The 18,020-nt window shown below is 70.2% G+C and carries 18 protein-coding genes; 13 read left to right on the top strand and 5 right to left on the bottom strand.

Annotated elements, in window-relative coordinates; all coding sequences use genetic code 11:
* Positions 1-177: 177 nt before the first annotated feature.
* Positions 178-1,836: a catalase gene (locus OHA77_RS38875; protein ID WP_406314255.1), complete on the bottom strand. Its 1,659-nt coding sequence runs from the start codon at positions 1,834-1,836 to the stop codon at positions 178-180.
* A gap of 159 nt (positions 1,837-1,995) precedes the next feature.
* Entirely contained in the window at positions 1,996-2,388 is a 393-nt protein-coding gene (locus OHA77_RS38870; RefSeq protein ID WP_406314253.1) for a ChaB family protein, read from the bottom strand.
* Positions 2,389-2,495: 107 nt separating this feature from the next.
* Between OHA77_RS38870 and OHA77_RS38865 the strand changes: the two genes are divergently transcribed.
* Positions 2,496-2,663, top strand: coding sequence for a hypothetical protein (locus OHA77_RS38865; RefSeq protein WP_406314252.1), 168 nt, complete (start codon positions 2,496-2,498; stop codon positions 2,661-2,663).
* Here the strand turns inward: OHA77_RS38865 and OHA77_RS38860 are convergent.
* Together OHA77_RS38860 and OHA77_RS38855 are read right to left on the bottom strand one after the other, a co-directional pair.
* The gene (locus OHA77_RS38860) at positions 2,639-4,924 is read right to left on the bottom strand and encodes a polysaccharide lyase 8 family protein (protein ID WP_406314251.1); all 2,286 of its coding nucleotides are present in this window, start codon (positions 4,922-4,924) and stop codon (positions 2,639-2,641) included. The two genes, OHA77_RS38865 and OHA77_RS38860, sit on opposite strands and share 25 nt — an antisense overlap.
* A gap of 124 nt (positions 4,925-5,048) precedes the next feature.
* On the bottom strand, positions 5,049-5,804 hold the full coding sequence (locus OHA77_RS38855; protein WP_406314250.1) for a hypothetical protein: 756 nt from the start codon (positions 5,802-5,804) through the stop codon (positions 5,049-5,051).
* 111 nt (positions 5,805-5,915) lie between these two features.
* Here OHA77_RS38855 and OHA77_RS38850 point away from each other — a divergent pair, with 111 nt between their 5' ends.
* The 12 genes from OHA77_RS38850 (at position 5,916) to OHA77_RS38795 (ending at position 16,523) form a co-directional block, all read left to right on the top strand.
* Positions 5,916-6,920, top strand: a complete 1,005-nt coding sequence (locus tag OHA77_RS38850) for an AAA family ATPase (RefSeq protein ID WP_406314249.1) — start codon at positions 5,916-5,918, stop codon at positions 6,918-6,920.
* Entirely contained in the window at positions 6,917-7,882 is a 966-nt protein-coding gene (locus tag OHA77_RS38845; protein ID WP_406314247.1) for a DUF58 domain-containing protein, read from the top strand. The genes OHA77_RS38850 and OHA77_RS38845 overlap by 4 nt, the downstream gene beginning before the upstream one ends.
* Positions 7,879-8,826 (top strand): VWA domain-containing protein, encoded by a 948-nt coding sequence (locus OHA77_RS38840; RefSeq protein ID WP_326823185.1) that lies wholly within the window; start codon positions 7,879-7,881, stop codon positions 8,824-8,826. Before OHA77_RS38845 ends, OHA77_RS38840 begins: the two co-directional genes overlap by 4 nt.
* A gap of 32 nt (positions 8,827-8,858) precedes the next feature.
* Positions 8,859-9,485, top strand: a complete 627-nt coding sequence (locus tag OHA77_RS38835; RefSeq protein WP_406314245.1) for a class I SAM-dependent methyltransferase — start codon at positions 8,859-8,861, stop codon at positions 9,483-9,485.
* Positions 9,486-9,573: 88 nt separating this feature from the next.
* Entirely contained in the window at positions 9,574-10,134 is a 561-nt protein-coding gene (locus OHA77_RS38830) for a TrmH family RNA methyltransferase (protein ID WP_326823187.1), read from the top strand.
* 80 nt (positions 10,135-10,214) lie between these two features.
* On the top strand, positions 10,215-11,012 hold the full coding sequence (locus OHA77_RS38825; protein WP_406314244.1) for a glycerophosphodiester phosphodiesterase: 798 nt from the start codon (positions 10,215-10,217) through the stop codon (positions 11,010-11,012).
* A gap of 85 nt (positions 11,013-11,097) precedes the next feature.
* Entirely contained in the window at positions 11,098-12,453 is a 1,356-nt protein-coding gene (locus tag OHA77_RS38820; protein ID WP_406314242.1) for an MFS transporter, read from the top strand.
* Between the two features lie 147 nt (positions 12,454-12,600).
* Positions 12,601-12,945 carry an RNA polymerase-binding protein RbpA gene (locus OHA77_RS38815; RefSeq protein WP_012892001.1) on the top strand — a complete coding sequence of 115 codons (345 nt, stop codon included), beginning with the start codon at positions 12,601-12,603 and terminating at the stop codon, positions 12,943-12,945.
* Positions 12,946-13,239: 294 nt separating this feature from the next.
* Positions 13,240-14,031, top strand: a complete 792-nt coding sequence (locus OHA77_RS38810; RefSeq protein ID WP_406314240.1) for an isocitrate lyase/phosphoenolpyruvate mutase family protein — start codon at positions 13,240-13,242, stop codon at positions 14,029-14,031.
* Positions 14,032-14,186: 155 nt separating this feature from the next.
* Positions 14,187-14,840: an NAD(P)H-binding protein gene (locus tag OHA77_RS38805; protein WP_406314238.1), complete on the top strand. Its 654-nt coding sequence runs from the start codon at positions 14,187-14,189 to the stop codon at positions 14,838-14,840.
* A gap of 76 nt (positions 14,841-14,916) precedes the next feature.
* Positions 14,917-15,360 carry a type II toxin-antitoxin system PemK/MazF family toxin gene (locus OHA77_RS38800; RefSeq protein WP_326823192.1) on the top strand — a complete coding sequence of 148 codons (444 nt, stop codon included), beginning with the start codon at positions 14,917-14,919 and terminating at the stop codon, positions 15,358-15,360.
* A 326-nt stretch (positions 15,361-15,686) separates the two neighbouring features.
* Positions 15,687-16,523 (top strand): hypothetical protein, encoded by an 837-nt coding sequence (locus OHA77_RS38795; protein WP_406314236.1) that lies wholly within the window; start codon positions 15,687-15,689, stop codon positions 16,521-16,523.
* Positions 16,524-16,723: 200 nt separating this feature from the next.
* Here OHA77_RS38795 and lysA read toward each other — a convergent pair whose 3' ends face one another.
* Complete coding sequence (gene lysA / locus OHA77_RS38790; RefSeq protein ID WP_326823194.1) at positions 16,724-18,007, bottom strand: diaminopimelate decarboxylase; 1,284 nt, start codon at positions 18,005-18,007, stop codon at positions 16,724-16,726.
* Between the last annotated feature and the right edge of the window lie 13 nt (positions 18,008-18,020).

Raw genomic sequence — 18,020 nt, 5'->3', positions numbered from 1 at the left:
GAAGTGCGGCGGTTGGCGGCTCGGCTGCTGAATCGGGTGCCCGCAAGAAACACATTCATACCTTTTCGGGCGAAAAATCACCCGGTTTTGACCGCGGCTTTCCCCCGGCTCCGGCCACCGTGGAACGGCAGGAACTCCGCTCCGGCCGGGGGTCCTCTCCCCCGGCCGGAGCCGCCGTCATCCGACCGTCTGCGCCCGCTCGTTGGGGACGCCGTGGGTCATCTTCAGGCCGCTCACGTCGCGCGGTCCGTTCTTGCCGAGGTTGGACAGCCGCCCGCGTTCCTCCTCGCTCAGGTCCTGGGTCGCCAGGGGCTCCAGGTGCGCGACGTCCTCGGGACCGATCCCGAGTCCCTCCCCGACACGTAGCCCGAGATCGTCCTCGACCATCAGGAAGTGCCAGACCATGCGTTCCTGGACGGGACGCACGGCCTGCGACAGCATGGTGACGAGGTTCAGCACGAGGTCGTCGCGCTCCCACTGCTCCATCAGCAGGTAGCGCTGGCCGGCCTGCGTGTAGTCGTTGGTCCTCGGGATGCGCTTGCGGGTCAGCCGTCCGGAGACGACCGGCCCCTGCTCGTCGTGAGTGGGATACCGATCCTCACGCAGCCCCCCGGTGATGGACGGCTCATAGTTGACGTGCGGACTCTCCCCCTGGCCGTCGACGTGGTAGGTCATCTGGCCGTCGCGCTGGTTGGTGCGCACCTCTGCGTTCTTGGCCTGGTTGACCGGCAGCTGCAGGTAGTTCGGCCCCACCCGGTGACGCTGGGTGTCGCTGTAGGAGAACGTCCGGCCCACCAGCATCTTGTCGTCGGAGAAGTCGAGCCCGTCGACCAGGACACCGGTGCCGAAGGAGATCTGCTCGTTCTCGGCGAAGGCGTTGGCCACGTTCCGGTCCAGCACCATCCGACCGACCGGCATCGCCGGGAACTCGTTCTCCGGCCACACCTTAGTGTCGTCCAGCGGGTCGAAGTCCAGCTCGGGGTGCTCCTCGTCGGTCATGATCTGCACCAGCAGCTCCCACTCGGGGAAGTCGCCGCGGTCGATCGCCTCGCGCAGGTCCTTGGTGGCGTGCCCCAGCTCCTGGCCCTGTACGGCGGCCGCGTCGGCGGCGGTCATGCTCCGCACGCCCTGCTTGGGCATCCAGTGGTACTTCACCAGGTGGGTCACACCCTCGGAGTTCACCCACTTGTAGGTGTTGACGCCGAATCCCTGCATGTGCCGGTAGTCGGCCGGGATGCCGCGCGGGCTGAACAGGTTCACCAGCATGTGCATGCTCTCCGGCGTCTGCGACATGAAGTCGAAGATCCGGTTGGGCTCCTGCCGGAAGGTCACCGGGTCGGGCTTGAGCGCGTGGATCACGTCGGGGAACTTGATGGCGTCTCTGATGAAGAAGACCGCCAGGTTGTTGCCGACGAGATCCCAGTTGCCATCCTCGGTGTAGAACTTCACCGCGAATCCACGGGGGTCACGGGCCGCCTCGGAGGAGTCCCGGCCGCCGATCACGGTGGAGAACCGCACGGCCACATCGGTCCGCTTGCCTGCCTCCTGGAACAGCTTCGCCCTGGTGTAGCGGCCGACCGGCTCGTCGCCCAGCTTGCCGTAGGCCTCGAAGTATCCGTAGGAGGTCGCCCCGCGGGCGTGCACCACCCGCTCGGGGATCCGTTCCCGGTCGAAATGGCTGATCTTCTCCAGGAACTGGTAGTTCTCCAGCGTGGCCGGGCCTCTCGCGCCGACCGTGCGCTGGTTCTGGTTGTCGTAGACCGGATGCCCCTGCCGGTTGGTCAGCACCGATCGCTCGTCACCCGGCTGGGGCCCCACGCCCGACACGTCCGTCATGATGATGCTTCCCTCCTTGCGGTGATCATTTCCGGCGTACCGAAACTTGCCGGTACGCATGGCTTCCCTATCCACCAAAAAGCGGCTTATAGCACCAAATGGAAAGAATCTCCGCAAGAGGGAAGGTCGCATGAATGGAATCCGGTAGGGCTCCGCCGATCAGCGGGACTTCGCCGTGGCCTTGCGATTGGCCTTCTTGATGGCGTCGACGAGCTGGTCCTTGGTCATCGCCGACCGGCCGCCGACCCCCAGGCGCTTGGCCACGTCATACAGATGCTGCTTGGACGCCTTGGCGTCCACCCCCTCGGCGGTCTTCCCCGGCTTCGGGGTGTGCCTGGCCGCCTGCGCGTCGGAGGGGCCCTTGCGCCCCTTCGGCTCCCAGTGGTCGCCGATCTTCTCGAAGGAGTGCTTCAGGGCGGCGAAAGCCGTACGGTGCGCCCGCTGCCCCTCGCCGTAGGTCTTCACCGCCGAGTCATGGGCCTTGCTCCAGGTGTCCTGCGCCTTCTTCGGGGAGCGCTGCAGGGTCGACGGGAGTTCCTGTCGTGCCGGCATCTTCAGCTCACCTCTCTCATGTCGCCTGTCAGTTGCCCCATGCCCCCTGCCTTTCCGTTCATTCACGCTGTTCCCATCACCCGAACGCCTCAGGAGGGGGTTGTTCGTTGGCGCCGATCCCATGGGCGGTCGCGGTGGTGGAGGCGGCGAAGAGGCTCAGTCCCGTGCCGACTCCCATATCCCTCGCTGCCGCCCTCGGCTGGACGGTGATGACGATGTACGCCGGCGTGCGCCACGTCTCCGTCGGTTCTCAGACGCACACCACCGCGGTGTGAGCGTGCCCGCGGCTGCCACCGACCTCCACCTTGACGGCGCTCTTGGCCTTGCGCACGCTGCGATCGTTCTCCTTGACCGACTTCACCGGCCAGGGCAGCGTGATCTTGACCTCGTCAGCGGTCCTGGAGGGGTCGGAGACCGCGAGCCGTACTCGATTGTTGTCGCGGCGGATCAGCAGCGTGCACGGGCCGTCGGCGGCGAGCGGCCCGTCCCCGGTCTCGACGATTCCCGCGCGCCAGAAGACGGCGGCGATCATGTTGTCGCGGGTGACGGCCTGCACCGCTCCGGAGTTGGCGAGGATCTCGGTCCTGTGCCGGTAAGCCGCGGTCTGCGTGATGGAGGCGTCGGGCAGTACGGCATAGGCGTAGCGCGCCTTGCGCGGATCAATGCCATGGTCGATGAGGATCGTCGTGTAGTGCCGGGTGACAGGGGTTCCGTCGCCTCCGGTGGTGGCGCCCTTGTCGATGTCGCGCCAGCGGCCGGTGCGCTTCTTGCGGATCACCTTCGCGTCGCCGCCGTCGAGCAGCACGTAGCCGGCCGCACCGGACAGGTGGACCCAGCCGTCGCCCCGGGTCAGCGGCGGATGCCCGTCGTGGGTGTTGCGGTTCTCCATGATGGTCTCGACGCGGCGGCCATCGGAGGCGGTGATGCCGGTGCCGAGGGCGATCACCGCGTCATCGAGGAGGAACCACGCCTTCTTGGCCCGCAGTGAGGAGCCGCCGGCGATCAGCTTCATGGCCGCCACGCCGTACTCGTCGAGTGCCACGCCGCCCGCCCATGGGGTGGGTGGCAGGCGGCGCTTGCCGTGCGGGAGATCGGCGCGTCTGCGGGTGTCGACCGTTGTGCCCGGCAGCCGGTACGGGTCGATCGTGGGCCACAGGTCGTCGTTCCAGTGGGTGAGGTCGCCGGTGTAGAGGTAGGTCATGCCGTCGCCGGTGTGCCAGCCGTGCAGGTTCTCCCGGTTCATGGCCTCGGCCGCGCCGATGCGCTCCGAGCTCATCGCGATCGCGTAGGCCCAGGTGGGACGGCGGTGCACGACCCGGTCCATGTCGGCGAAGACGTACGTTCCCGTCGTGCGCGGGCCGACCGGCACCGACGGGTCCTCCAGCAGGGCCGTGGCCCGTGCGATGCTCGCCAGCGGTGCGAGCGTGTCGTAGGGGATGGCCTGGTTGCGGGTGAGCCAGCCCTTCACCAGCGGTCGCCACTGCTGGGCATGGAGTTCGGGCGCCGACTCCAGCAACGTGAGGATGGCCTCGACCGCCTTCTGCCCCGAGTGGTAGTCGCGGTGACCCTGCACCGAGATCTGCCGGCCGCGTACGCAGTCCATCATGAGCCCGTCGAAGATGAACGGCGTGAACGAACGATCCACGAGGTCGTAGACGTTCTCGATTCCGGAGATCTCCCACGGTGACCGCGCGAGCATGGCGATCAGCTTGGCCACGCTCTCCAAGTAGTCCACGCCGTAGCTGCCGGTATAGGGGTATACGTCGTGCTGGATGAACGACCCGTCACGGTAGAAGCCGTCGCCCGGCCCCCCGGTCGGCCGCAGCAGGTCGGAGACCGCGTTCCTGGCCCGCTTGATCAGGCGTGCGTCGTGGGTGAGCAGTCCGCGCATCGCCACCACCATGGCCTTGCCCGCGCGGTTGGCTCCGGTCTCGACGACACCGGGGTGGCTGACGCGGTGCTCCGGGTCGGGGCACCAGCGGCGCAACGGCCGCAGCCAGCGCTCCAGGCGGTCCTTGGGCAGGCCGTCGTAGAGCAGGGCGCAGGTGTCGGTCAGTGCGCGGGGGACGCCGATCTCCCACCAGTACCAGTTGCTGCCGCGCCGGTCGAGCCCCTCGTGGTAGGCGTGCTCGTACAGGAAGTCCAGCGCCCTGACCGCGGTCTCGGCGACCTGGCTGTCCCGGTGCATGGCGGTGCCCGGCGTGGCCCAGCCCAGCGCCAGCGTGCGCATGCGGTTGTAGGCACGGTTGAAGTTGCCCGTCCCCGGCTCCGCGAGCGGCAGGTCGGGCCAGAGGCTCGGGCGATCGGGAACGGGCTTCAGCTTGCGCAGCACCGCGTTGGCCGAGCCCTCGACCGCCTGCGTCCTGTCGGTGTAGGCGGGGTTGTACGACCCGCCGGCCAGCAGGCTCACCCACCGCTCACGCGTGGCGTCGAACGCGGCGGTGGCGACCGCCTCGGCCGGTCTGTCCCACAGAGCGAGGCCGGCCACGGCCGCTGCGCCCAGCAGGGTGGATCGCCGGCTGAGGGGGTTGGTCATGGCGGCCTTTCCGACAAGCAGGCAGGTATCAGATGGAAGATCATATGGTGCACAGGCGCTTGAGTCCGGCCCTGGTCCTCTGGCTCCACAGCCTCCAACCCGCATGATCAAACACAGAGCAGCCCTAGATGGGCGAGCCCTCGTCCTCTTCGCCCGGCCGCGGTCCGGGCGTCCCCGTCCCGCTCCGCGAGGGCGACGGCCCCGTGGTGGGCCGTTCCGGCATCGGCGACGCGGGGATCGGCGGCGGGGTCGGCACGAACGACGTCAGCGGCAACGGCCTCGGCGGCGGCTGGACGTCCTCGTCCCGGCGCAGCAGCAGCCAGGCCATCACGGCGAGCAATACCAGCAGCACGGTCAGTATGACCCCGGCGACGATCACCGACCGGCGGGTCTCGGTGGGCGGCGGCGCGGCCTTGGGCGGCGGAGGCAGCGCGGGCGAGCGGTCGCTCACCCAGTAGGGAGCGAAGTCCGGCCCGTGCCGCTCGCCGATGAGCATGCCGCCCACCAGCACCGGTTCCAGGAAACGCTCCGCCCCCGCCCGGTTCGGCTCGTACGGCGTGGCCACCCAGGGCGCGCTGCCGCCGTCCATGGCCAGCACCTGAGGGACCGCGCCGCCCACCGCGGCACGGCCGCGCGTCGCCCTGGCCATCCAGCCCCGTACGCCCGAACGGGCGCTCGCCGCCTCGCGGACGCCGGTGACGAACCGATCGCGGGCCACCGGGTCGAGTGCGGCACCCCTGGTCAGCACCGCGACCGAGACCGCCCGGCCGTCCGAACCCTGCCCGAGGTAGACCAGCCCCGCCGGCCCGACCCGCAGCCGGGCCTGGAGCACGAAAGGCCCCAGGTGGGGCGGATCATCGTATTGGAGCGGACTGGCCACGTTGCCATGAAAGCATATGGCGACGATCACACGGCTCCCGTGTGGGTACTAACAGGAAAATACGCACCCGCCGGTTGTGCGGCGCCGCATTTCGTTTGGTGGAATATCAACATGACCGTCGCCGAAGAACTGCCGAGCGAGACCGGTACCGGACTGCTACGCGAAGTCCTGGCCGAGGTCCAGCGGGTCATCGTGGGCCAGGACCACATGGTGGAACGGCTCCTCGTGGCGCTCCTCGCACGTGGCCACTGCCTGCTGGAAGGCGTGCCCGGCGTCGCCAAGACCCTGGCGGCCTCCACGCTGGCCACCGTGGTCGGCGGCGCGTTCGCCCGCATCCAGTTCACCCCCGACCTGGTCCCCAGTGACATCGTGGGAACCCGGGTCTACCATCCCTCCCGCGAGGCGTTCGACGTCGAACTCGGCCCGGTCTTCGTCAACTTCCTGCTCGCCGACGAGATCAACCGGGCCCCGGCCAAGGTGCAGTCCGCGCTGCTGGAGGTCATGGCCGAGCGGCAGGTGTCCCTGGCGGGGCGGACGCACCCGCTGCCCAAGCCGTTCATCGTGCTGGCCACCCAGAACCCGATCGAGTCCGAGGGCGTCTACCCGCTCCCGGAGGTCCAGCGCGACCGGTTCCTCTTCAAGATCCGGGTGGTCCACCCCAACGCCCATGAGGAGTTGGAGATCCTGCACCGGATGAGCGTGACCCCTCCCACGCCCAGCGCGGTGCTCGACCCCGTGCGGCTGACCGCGCTGCAGGCGATGGCCGACCGGGTCTCGGTCCACCAGCTCGTCGCCGACTACGTGGTCCGGTTGGTGATGGCCACCCGTGCCCCCAGCGAGTACGGCATGACCGAGCTGGAGGAGAACATCGAGATCGGGGTCAGTCCCCGCGCCACGCTCGGCCTGGTCGCCGCCGGGCGCGGCCTGGCCCTGCTCCGGGGGCGCGACTACCTGCTCCCCGACGACATCCGCGACGTCGCCGTGGACGTGATGTCCCACCGGCTGATGCTCACCTTCGACGCGCTGGCCGACGGCGTCGACCCCGAGGACGTGGTCAGGCAGATCCTGGCCGTCGTCCCCCCGCCCCTGGTGGTGTGGAACCAGGGGTCCCCGTGACCCGCGGCGCCGCCACGAACGCTTCCGAGCAGGCGCTGCGCCGGCTCGAACTGACCATCGTCCGCCGGTTGGACGGGCTGCTGCACGGCTCCTACCAGGGCCTCCTGCCCGGACCGGGCAGCGAGTACGGAGACAGCCGGGTCTACGTCCCCGGTGAGGACGACATCCGCCGGATGGACTGGGCCGTGACCGCCCGTACCACCGTCCCGCACGTGCGGGACCTGATCGCCGACCGGGAGCTGGAGACCTGGGCGCTGGCCGACCTGTCGCCCAGCATGGACTTCGGCACCGCCACCATGGAGAAGCGCGACCTGGTGGTGGCCGCGATCGGCGCCGTCGGCTTCCTGACCGGCCGGATCGGCAACCGCTTCGGCGCCTATGTCCTGCACGACGAGCACATCCACCGGATGCCCGCCAGAGGCGGCCGTTCCGCCCTGTACGGGCTGCTGCACTCCCTGATGGAAGCCCCTCGGGGACGGCCGGTCGCCGGTGCCCCCGACCTCGCCGAGGCGATCGAGGTGCTGGCCTCCGCGCGGCGGCGGCGCGGCATGCGGGTGATCGTCTCCGACTTCCTGGACGCCGAGCCCACCCTCGACCCCGGCCTGGAGCTGCCCTGGGAGCGGCCGATCCGCCGGCTGGCCACCCGCCACCAGGTGCTGGCCATCGAGGTGATCGACCCACGCGAGCTGGAGCTGCCGCCCGTGGGACTGGTCAGCCTGACCGACCCGGAGTCCGGGCGGAGCCGCCAGATCCGGCTCACCCCCAAGGTACGCGCGGCCTACGCGCAGGCGGCCGCCACCCAGCGGGCGACGACCCGGATGGCGTTGCGCCGCTGCGGGGTGGCGCACCTGGTGCTGCGCACCGACCGCGACTGGATCTTCGACATCGCCCAGTTCGTGTTGCGGCAGCGGCGCATGGCACACCTGACGCACCGGCGCCCGACCTCAGGAGTGACGCGGTGACCTTCCTCTCTCCGGCCCTGCTGTGGTTGTTCGCCGTCCTCGCACTGGTCGTGGCGGGTTACGTGGCCGCCCAGTTCGCCCGGCGGCGCTACGCGGTGCGCTTCACCAACCTGCCGCTGCTGGCGCTGGTGGCCCCCGCGGGGCCGGGCTGGCGACGGCACGTCGCGCCGGCCCTGTTCCTGCTGATGATGAGCCTGCTGATCGTCGGCGCGGCCCGGCCCGCCGACTCGGTACGCGTGCCCCGTGACCGCGCGACCATCATCATCGCGCTGGACGTCTCCCTGTCGATGGAGGCCGCCGACGTCCAGCCCAACCGGATCACCGCCGCGAAGGAGGCCGCCCAGAAGTTCGTCAGGGACCTGCCGGAGCGCTTCAACGTCGGGGTGGTCGCCTTCGCCCGCTCCGCCTCGGTCGTGGTCGCCCCCACCACCGACCACCAGGCGGTCATCACCTCCCTCGGCACCCTGACCACCCGGGCGGGCACCGCCATCGGCGAGGCGGTGTTCAACTCCCTCGACTCGATCCGCTCCTTCGACCAGCAGGCGGTCACCGACCCGCCGCCCTCGGCGATCGTGTTGCTGTCCGACGGGGACAACACCTCCGGCCGGTCGGTCGCCGAGGCGATCGACGCGGCGACGAGCGCACGCGTGCCGATCTCCACGATCGCCTACGGCACCCAGGACGGCACCGTCTCGATCGACGGCCGCGACGTGAACGTGCCGGTGAACAAGGCCACCCTGCAGACCCTCTCGGGGGGCACCTCCGGCCGCGCCTACGAGGCGGAGTCGGGCACCCAGCTGCGGGAGGTGTACGAGCAGATCGGCACCTCGCTCGGCTACCGGACGGTCAACCAGGAGATCAGCCAGTGGTTCGTCGTGGCGGCGCTGCTGACCGGCCTCCTGGTCGCCGCGGCGGGCCTGCTGCTGGGGTCGCGGCTGCCCTGACCGGGTCGCGGCCGTTGGTAACGTTCTACGACGTGGCACATTACTTCGAGGAGCGTCCCGAGGCCGTCAGCCGTCCCGGTTCGGTCACGCTCGTGCTCCCCGACCTGCATCTGAAGCTGGAGACCGACAGCGGGGTCTTCTCCCCCGAGCGGATCGACCAGGGCACCCGGATCCTGCTGGAGACCGTCCCCCCTCCCCCGGCCGGCGGCGACCTGCTGGATCTGGGCTGCGGATACGGGCCGATCGCGTTGACGATGGCCTCGCGCGCGCCCGGGGCGACGGTCTGGGCGGTGGACGTCAACCGGCGGTCGGTCGAGCTGTGCGCCAGGAACGCCCGGGCCGCCGCCCTTGACAAAGTAAGGTCAGTGCACGTCGACGACGTGCCGCCGGAGGTCCGTTTCACCACCATCTGGTCCAACCCGGCGATCCGCATCGGCAAGACGGCGATGCACGAGATGCTGACCCGCTGGCTGTCGCGGCTCACCTCCGACGGCGTCGCCTACCTGGTGGTCCAGAAGCATCTGGGCTCGGACTCCCTGCAGCGGTGGCTGAACGAGCGGGGCTGGCCCACGGACCGGACGGCCTCCCGGTCCTCCTACCGGGTCCTCCGGGTGGGTGCCCGGCCCGGCGAGTCCGCCGCGGCGGATCAGGCGCGGTGAGCCCCGCGCACCGAGCCGTGCGCGGGGAGCGGAACGGCGGGCGAGGCACGGGCCTCCCGCGAAACGATCGAGAAACGGTGAACGAACGATGACTGCAAACCCGCGCCGGCAGCTGCGGCCGACCGACGTCAAGCGGCTCAACCGCACCTGGCGCCGGAACACCGAGAGCCGGATCGCCCTGATCGTGGAGTCGGTGACCGGTCCGTTCAACATCGGCTCCATCTTCCGTACGGCCGCCGCCTTCGGGGTGGAACGGATCTGGCTGGCGGGCAACGCCACTCCCCCCACCAACCCCAAGGCGCAGAAGACCGCCCTGGGCACCGACCGCCTGGTGGCCTGGGAGGAACCGGTCCCCGTGGTGGAGGCCGTACGGGCCGCGAAGAAGGACGGGTTCACCGTCGTCGCGGTGGAACTGACCGGGGACGCGGCGCCGCTGCACGAGGCGGCACTCGGCGGCGACGTGTGCCTGGTGGTCGGCAGCGAGGACCACGGCTGCTCCCCGGCGCTGCTGGAGGCCGCCGACGGCGTCTGCTACATCCCGCAGGTCGGCCGGGTGGGCTCGTTCAACGTCGCGGTCGCGACCGCGATCACCCTGGCCGAGGTCCGCCGCCGGGAGTGGTCCGGCAAGGAGTCACCGGCCGGGGACTGAGGGCGTTCCAGGCTCCTGTGATCCAAATGTTCACCCCCGCGCGATGACGGGCCGTGCTCGCAACGGGCATACTCCTGCACGTGCAGCGTCGCTATCCCTTCCTCGACCATCCCGGCCCTCTCGCCTTCGCCCACCGGGGCGGAGCCGCCGAGGGCCGGGAGAACACCCACGCCGCGTTCGCCCGCGCCGTGGAGCTCGGCTACACCTACCTGGAGACCGACGCGCACGCCACCGCCGACGGGGTGCTGCTGGCCTTCCACGACCACACCCTGGACCGGGTGACCGACCGCCGGGGCCGGATCGCCGACCTGCCCTACCGTCTGGTGCGTGAGGCGCGGATCGGCGGCGTGGACGAGATCCCGCTCATGGACGACCTGCTGGGCTCCTGGCCGCAGGTCCGCTTCAACATCGACATCAAGGAGTCCGCGGCCATCGCGCCGCTGGCCGAGGCGATCAGGCGGACCAACGCCTACGACCGGATCTGCCTCACCTCCTTCTCCGACGAGCGGCTGTTCCGGGCCCGTGCCGTGATGGGCCAAAAGGTGTGCTCCGCGCTCGGCCCGCGGGGTGTCGCGGCCCTGCGAGCCGCCGCCACCACGTCCGGCTACGGCCGCCTGCTCACCCGCCTGGCCCGTGCCGGGGTGCCGTGCGCACAGGTGCCGCTGGGCTTCCGTGGCCTGCGCATCACCACGCCTCCGCTGATCCGGACGGCGCACGCCCTCGGCATGCAGGTCCACGTGTGGACCGTCAACGACGTCCAGGTGATGGAGCGCCTGCTCGACCTCGGTGTGGACGGTGTGATGACCGACAACATCTCCGGCCTCCGCGAGGTCCTCCAGAGGCGCGACCAGTGGCACCCCGGCCGGCTCGCCGCCTGAGCCGTACCCCCCGCCCCCCGCACCCCCGTGAACGTATCCCTCACCTCCCCCGTGAACACATCCCCCAGTGAACCGAGGACCGCCCATGACCGCCGGACAGGACGTCGAGGACTCCCCCAAGGCCCGCCGCCGCGAACAACGCGGCTGGTACTTCTACGACTGGGCGAACTCCGCCTTCCCCACCACGGTCCTGACGGTCTTCCTCGGGCCGTACCTGACGACGATCGCCGAGACCGCCGCCCAGGGCCGCCCGTACGTGGACGTGTTCTCGTTCGACGTGCGGCCCAGCGCCTACTACTCCTTCGTGGTGGGCGTCGCGGCCATCCTGCAGATCATCCTGATGCCGATCGCCGGCGCCCTGGCCGACCACACCGGTCGCAAGCGGGAGCTGATGGGCCTGTTCGCCTACCTGGGCGCCGGGGCCACGATGTGCTTCTGGTTCGTCTCCGACGGGCGCTACCTGCTGGGCGGCGTACTGTTCGTGATCGCCAACCTCGGCTTCGCCGCCGCGTTCGTCATCTACAACTCGTTCCTGCCGGAGATCTCCACACCGGACGAGCGTGACCGGGTCTCCGCCCAGGGCTGGGGCTTCGGCTACCTCGGCGGCGGCCTGCTGCTCGCCGTCAACCTCGCCCTCTTCCTCGGCCACGAGTCGCTCGGCGTCTCCGAGGGCGAGTCCGTGCGCATCGCCCTGTCCTCGGCGGGCCTGTGGTGGGCCGGGTTCACGATCATCCCGCTGCTGCGGCTGCGCAACCGGCAGACCTTCGCCTCCGGTGCCGAGAACGCCGCCCAGGCCGTGGCCGGGAGCTTCCGGCAGCTCGGCCGTACGATCAGGGAGCTGCGCTGTTACCCGCTGACGCTGGGATTCCTGATCGCCTACCTGATCTACAACGACGGCGTGCAGACCGTGATCTCCTTCTCGGCCACCTACGCCGACAAGGAACTCGGCCTGAGCCAGACCGTGCGGATCGCGGCGATTCTCATGGTGCAGTTCGTCGCCTTCGGCGGCGCTCTGCTGCTGGGCCGCATGGCCGCCTCCTACGGGGCGAAACGCGTCGTGATGGGCGCGCTGGTCGGCTGGACGGCCGTGGTGGGGGTGGCCTACTTCCTCCCCAAGGGCTCGGCGCTGCCGTTCTTCGCGCTCGGCTTCGCCATCGCCATCGTGATGGGCGGCACCCAGGCCCTGTCACGGTCGCTGTACTCCCACGTGATCCCGGCGGGCAAGGAGGCGGAGTACTACAGCCTGTATGAGATCAGCGACAAGGGTTCGACCTTCCTCGGCTCGTTCACCCTCGGCCTGGCGCTCCAGCTGACCGACAGCTATCGCCTCGGCATCATCTCACTGGTGATCTTCTTTGTGCTCGGTTTCGTCCTGCTGGCCGCGATCAACCTGCCCAAGGCCATCCGAGCGGCCGGAAATCCGGTGCCGGAGCGCATCTGAGAACCTCTCCGAAAAGGCTCCACCGCAGACCGGGTCAAGAACGCGCGATTGGATCACCCCATGTGTGGGAATCCACACACGGTATCAAGCGTTGTACGCCGTGGGAGACAAACCCCTCACGACGGGGCCCTCAGGAGGCATTCAGACATGGGCGAGCGTGCGCTACGCGGTACCCGGCTCGGGGCGACCAGCTACGAGAACGACCGCAACACCGATCTGGCTCCGCGCCAGGAGGTGTCCTACACCTGCCCGAAGGGCCATCGATTCGACGTTCCGCTGGCCGCCGAGGCTGAGATCCCGGCGACCTGGGAGTGCCGCATGTGCGGCGCGACCGCGATCCGGGTCGACGGTGAGCTGCCGGAGGCCAAGAAGGCCAAGCCCCCACGGACACACTGGGACATGCTACTGGAGCGTCGCACGATCGAGGACCTGGAGGAGGTGCTCAACGAGCGCTTGGCGATCCTACGCGCCCAGCGCCGCAAGAGCGCCTGACCGACTCAGGAGACCCCCGGTGCCCGAGAGGGGACCGGGGGTCTTCCGCTGCCCTGCACCCACCCGGACCGCCTTGGGGCGCCGAGCGCGAGACATGCGGGACCGGGCGTCCGGTGCGCCGCGAAAGTGGACCAAACGATCGCTCCGACGGTGGACCTTACCGCCGGGCCGCCGGCTTTCTATGATCGTTCACGGCGCCCTCTCCACCGCCGCGGCCGGGAGGACGCGGATCACGCGGCGACCATCCCCCGCCCCTGCCCGCCGAAGGCCCGGGGCCCACACCGGAGGCATGCAATGAACACGGCGACCACCCAGAAGGCGATGGCGCTGCGTGCGCTGCATGTGCCGGGCGATCCGCTGGTGGTGCCCAACGTCTGGGACGCCGCGTCGGCCCGTACCGTCGAGTCGGCCGGATTCCCGGTGATCGCGACCGGGAGCGCGGCGATCGCCCCGGTGCTCGGATATGACGACGGGGAGGCGGCGCCCGCCGGGGAGATGCTGGCCGCGGTCGCCCGGATCGCCCGGGCGGTCGGCGTCCCCGTCACCGCCGACCTGGAGCGTGGCTACGGGATGGAGCCGGCGGAACTGGTGGAGCGGCTCGCCGCCGCCGGCGCGGTCGGCTGCAACCTGGAGGACTCCGACCCCCGCACGGGCACCATGGTCGACGCCGGCGAGCAGGCCGCGTTTCTCGCCGCCGTCCGCGCCGCGGCCTCGGAGGCGGGCACCGGCCTGGTGATCAACGCGCGGGTCGACACCTACCTGCACGGTGAGGGGACCCCGGACGAGAGGCTCGCCGAGGCGGTCCGGCGTGGCCGCCGCTACCTGCAGGCCGGCGCCGACTGCGTCTATCCGATCCTCGCCTCCGACCCGGCCGCGATCCGCTCACTGGCCGAGGAGATCGACGGTCCGATCAACATCGCGTTCCACCCCGGCACCCCGTCACTCGCGGAACTGGCCGGGCTCGGGGTGGCCCGGGTGAGTTTCGGCCCCGGCCTGCACCGGGCCGTCCAGGCGTACACGGCCCGGATGGTCGCGGCCATCAAGATCGGACAGAGCCCCTACGGCCCGGATCTCCCGGCCCGCTGACCCCGGGCTCCGGCGCCGTGGGTCCGGACCGCGTGGGCGCCCACGGCCGCGTCCCTCGGGCGTCCGGCGGCGTTCATCCCCCTGCGGCCTGGGAAGCCACCTGCCGGAGGGCAGGCCGTACGGCCGTGCGAGGATCGTCTGGGGAGGAGACTCACATGCGTGTGGTCATCGCGGGTGGACACGGGAAGATAGCTCTGCACCTGGAGCGGCTGCTCGCCGGACGGGGCGACGAACCGGTCGGCCTGATCCGCAGACCGGACCAGGAACCGGACATCCGGGCGACCGGCGCCGAGGCCGTCCTGTGCGATCTGGAGAAGGCCGGCGTGGACGAGGTCGCCGCCCACCTCGCCGGAGCCGACGCCGCGGTGTTCGCCGCCGGGGCGGGGCCGAACAGCGGGGCGCCCCGCAAGGACACCGTCGACCGCGCGGCGGCCGTCCTGCTGGCCGAGGCGGCGGAGCGCGCCGGGGTCCGCCGGTTCGTCCAGATCTCGTCGATGGGAGCGGGCAAGCCGCCCGAGCCGGGAAGCGACGAGGTGTGGGCGGCCTACCTCACGGCCAAGACCGCGGCCGAGGACGACCTGCGCACCCGTGACCTGGACTGGACGATCCTGCGCCCCGGAGCGCTCACCGACGATCCCGGCACCGGCCTGGTCGCCCTCTCCGATCCCCCGTCGCCCCGTGGGCGGGTGCCCCGCGAGGACGTCGCCGCGGTGATCGTCGCGCTGCTGGCCGCTCCCGGCAGCCACGGCCGGACGCTGGAACTCATCGGCGGGGACACGCCCGTGCCGGAGGCCGTGCGGGCCCGGTGAGCTTCTGACACCCGGGCGACCGTACCGGGACAACTCCGGACGGCGGCGTCTCCCCCGCGTCCCCTAAGATGTCCAGATGCGCGATCTTGGTGAAGACCCCCGGCCGTCCCGGGGCGTGGTCCGCGAGGTCCACGGCGTCGACCGGGCGGCAACCCTGGCCTACTCCCCCGACCTGGACGGGCTCGCCGACCCCGGTGAGATCGTCTGGGCCTGGGTTCCCTACGAGGAGGACCCGGGCCGCGGCAAGGACCGGCCGCTGCTGGTCGTGGGCCGGCACGGGCGGAGGCTGCTCGCGATGATGCTGTCCAGTCGCGGTGGCGAGGGTGACCCCCGCGAGTGGCTGGAGATCGGCGCCGGCCGCTGGGATCGGGAGAACCGTGTCTCCTACCTGCGTCTGGACCGGGTCTTCGAGCTCGACGAGGACGATCTCCGGCGGGAGGGGGCGGTCCTGGACGGCGACCAGTTCGCCCGCGTGGCCGCCGTCCTGAAAAAGACCCGGGGCTGGGCCGTCGGCAGCTAGTAGTACTTCGTACGGCTGGTTCAGGCGGGGGGTGTTCTGGCCATGCTTCCTCGTGCTCGTCCCAGGCAGCCGTGATCACGCCGGAGAACTGCGAAGGGACGCCGCGGAGGCATTGCAGCCGATGGGTCTTCGCCTGTCGGTGGAGAGGACGAGGATCACCGTGGCATGAGTCCGAACGCCGAAGCGGACATGTCTCTGGCGGAATGCGCCCGTTACCATCTCATTGATCCTCAACCATTCCAATAAATGCCCTAAAACTCAAGAAAAAGGACAAATGGCTTATGGGACGATGGGCTGCCCTGGCGGTCGCCGTACTGATCACGTCCGTGCCGGTCGCCACAAGCCCCGCCGCCGCGCAGGCAGGCGCTGCTGATCCGGCATCCGCGCTCAAGCGGCAACTCCGAAACGAGCACGGCGTTCGGATTTCCGAGACCAACCGCTACTCCTTCGGTAAGGAGTCGAAGGTCTCCGGAACCGGGACCCGGATCAGCGGTAGTCTCCAGCTCGCCCCGCCGGGCCCGGTAGCCGCGGATTTCACTTGGTGGGACCTTTCCCGTCCCCGGGCTGACGGGCTCCCGTCCAAGAAGCCGGATCCCTACCGTGTGATCCGCGTCGGTAAAGACGTGTACGACGACGACGGCCGGTACCCCGGGCCGGTCCCGGAGGGTAAGAAGTGGATCCGGTTTCCGAACAACCACAGGGGAGGCATGGCCCAAGACATGGCCCAGGACGCCAGCCTGCAGCCGATCAACGTGTACGAACCGTCCATGATGAAGACCGTGCTGAAGCGCTCGACAAGCACGCCCGTCTCCGGCGGTCACCTCTACCGGGGCACCATGAGCTACGAGGAGCTGAGCAAGGTCTTCAAGGGCGCGTTCATCAACTGGACCTCGGGTAAGCCCATCGACGGGAAGAGCAAGGGGAAGATCTCTTGGCGGTTGTGGACCGACCGTGATGGTCTGCTCAAGCGCCTGATCACTTCCGATACCGCGGGAGTGGGGAAGGATCCGCTGGTCAAGTGGAGCGACACGCGCTACACCGGCTGGGGATTCCACCTCGCCATCGCAGCCCCGCCCGCCGACGAGGTCATCGACGAAGATGATCTGTTGGAGTACGTCCGTACGCAGAACACGCCCATTCCGACAGACGCCGGGAACACCTGAGACGCCCCGGCGGACACGGAACGGCCCTACGCGACGAAGCGTTCGAGGCTTCGCGAGAGCGAAGCACACCGGGTGAACTCGACCCGGTTGCCCGGGACCGGAAGGGTATGCGGCCCGGTTCGACGGCGGTCAGTTCAACGCCTCTCGAATTCGGGGGCGGTGACCCCAGGCGTCCCCGCCCGGTCCCGGCTCCGTACTCGTCAACACAGGTAGAGGCGGAGCAGGTCCTCCTCGGTCTCCCGGCGCACGATCACCTTGGCGGCCCCGTCGCGGACGGCGACCACCGGGGGTCGCGTCACGTGGTTGTAGTTGCTCGCCATCGACCGCTGGTAGGCCCCCGAGGCGGGGATCGCCAGCAGGTCGCCGGGCCGTACGTCGGCGGGCAGCGGCAGGTCCCGGATAAGCACGTCGCCGCTCTCGCAGTGCTTGCCGACCACGGTGACCTTACGCGAGGGGGCGTCTGAGGAGCGGGAGGCCAGGAGCGCGGTGTAGGCGGCGCCGTACATGGCGGGGCGCGGGTTGTCGCTCATCCCGCCATCCACGCTGACGTAGGTGTTGACGCCGGGGATCTCCTTGACTGTGCCCACCTCGTAGAGGGCGACGCCGGTGGGACCGACGATCGAGCGGCCCGGCTCGACGGCAAGCCGCACCCGGGCCGGTACGGCTTCACGCAGCGCCGCGACCACTTCGGCCGGGCTGGGCGGGACCGGGTCACCGGGCCGGTAGACGATGCCCAGGCCGCCGCCGAGGTCGATCTTGGGGATCGTCACGCCGTGCTCGCGCTCGCATGCCTGCAGGAAATCGGCCATCCGGCGGGCGGCCAGGGTGAAACCGCCCAGATCGGTGATCTGCGAGCCGATGTGGGAGTGCAGCCCGGTCAGCTCCAGCGAGGCGGCGGCCAGGACCCGGCGGACCGCCTCGGCCGCCAGCCCGGCGTTCAGCGAGAACCCGAACTTCGAGTCGTCGCCGCCGGTGGCGATGAACTCGTGGGTGTGCGCCTTCACCCCCGGGGTGACCCGGATCATCACGCGCTGCCGCACCCCCGCCTCGCCCGCGAGAAGGGCCAGCCGCTCGATCTCGGCGAAGGAGTCCACGACCACGCAGCCGACACCCCAGGTGACGGCCCGGCGCAGCTCGGCGACCGACTTGTTGTTGCCGTGGAAGACCACCCGCGCGGGATCCATTCCCCCGGCCACGGCCACGGCCAGCTCGCCCCCGGTGCACACGTCGAGGCAGAGGCCGGCCGCGTCCAGCCAGCGCACCACCTCAGGACAGAGGAAGGCCTTGCCTCCGTAGTGGACCTCCCCGCCGGGCAGCGCGTCCCGCCACTCCGCGCAGCGTGCCTGGAACTCCGCCTCGTCGAGGACGTAGGCGGGCGTGCCGAACTCGGCGGCGAGCTCCCGTACGCCGATCCCGCCGATGTGCAGTTCCCCGCCGGTCCATGCCGCGGTGCGCGGCCAACCGTTCTCGATCACCAAGCTCATGAGGTCGAAGGTA

Origin of the sequence: Streptosporangium sp. NBC_01639 (assembly GCF_045209755.1) — a bacterium.
GTDB lineage: Bacteria > Actinomycetota > Actinomycetes > Streptosporangiales > Streptosporangiaceae > Streptosporangium.
Note: the sequence above shows the minus strand (reverse complement) of the source record. Positions and strands in the feature narration are given on the sequence as shown.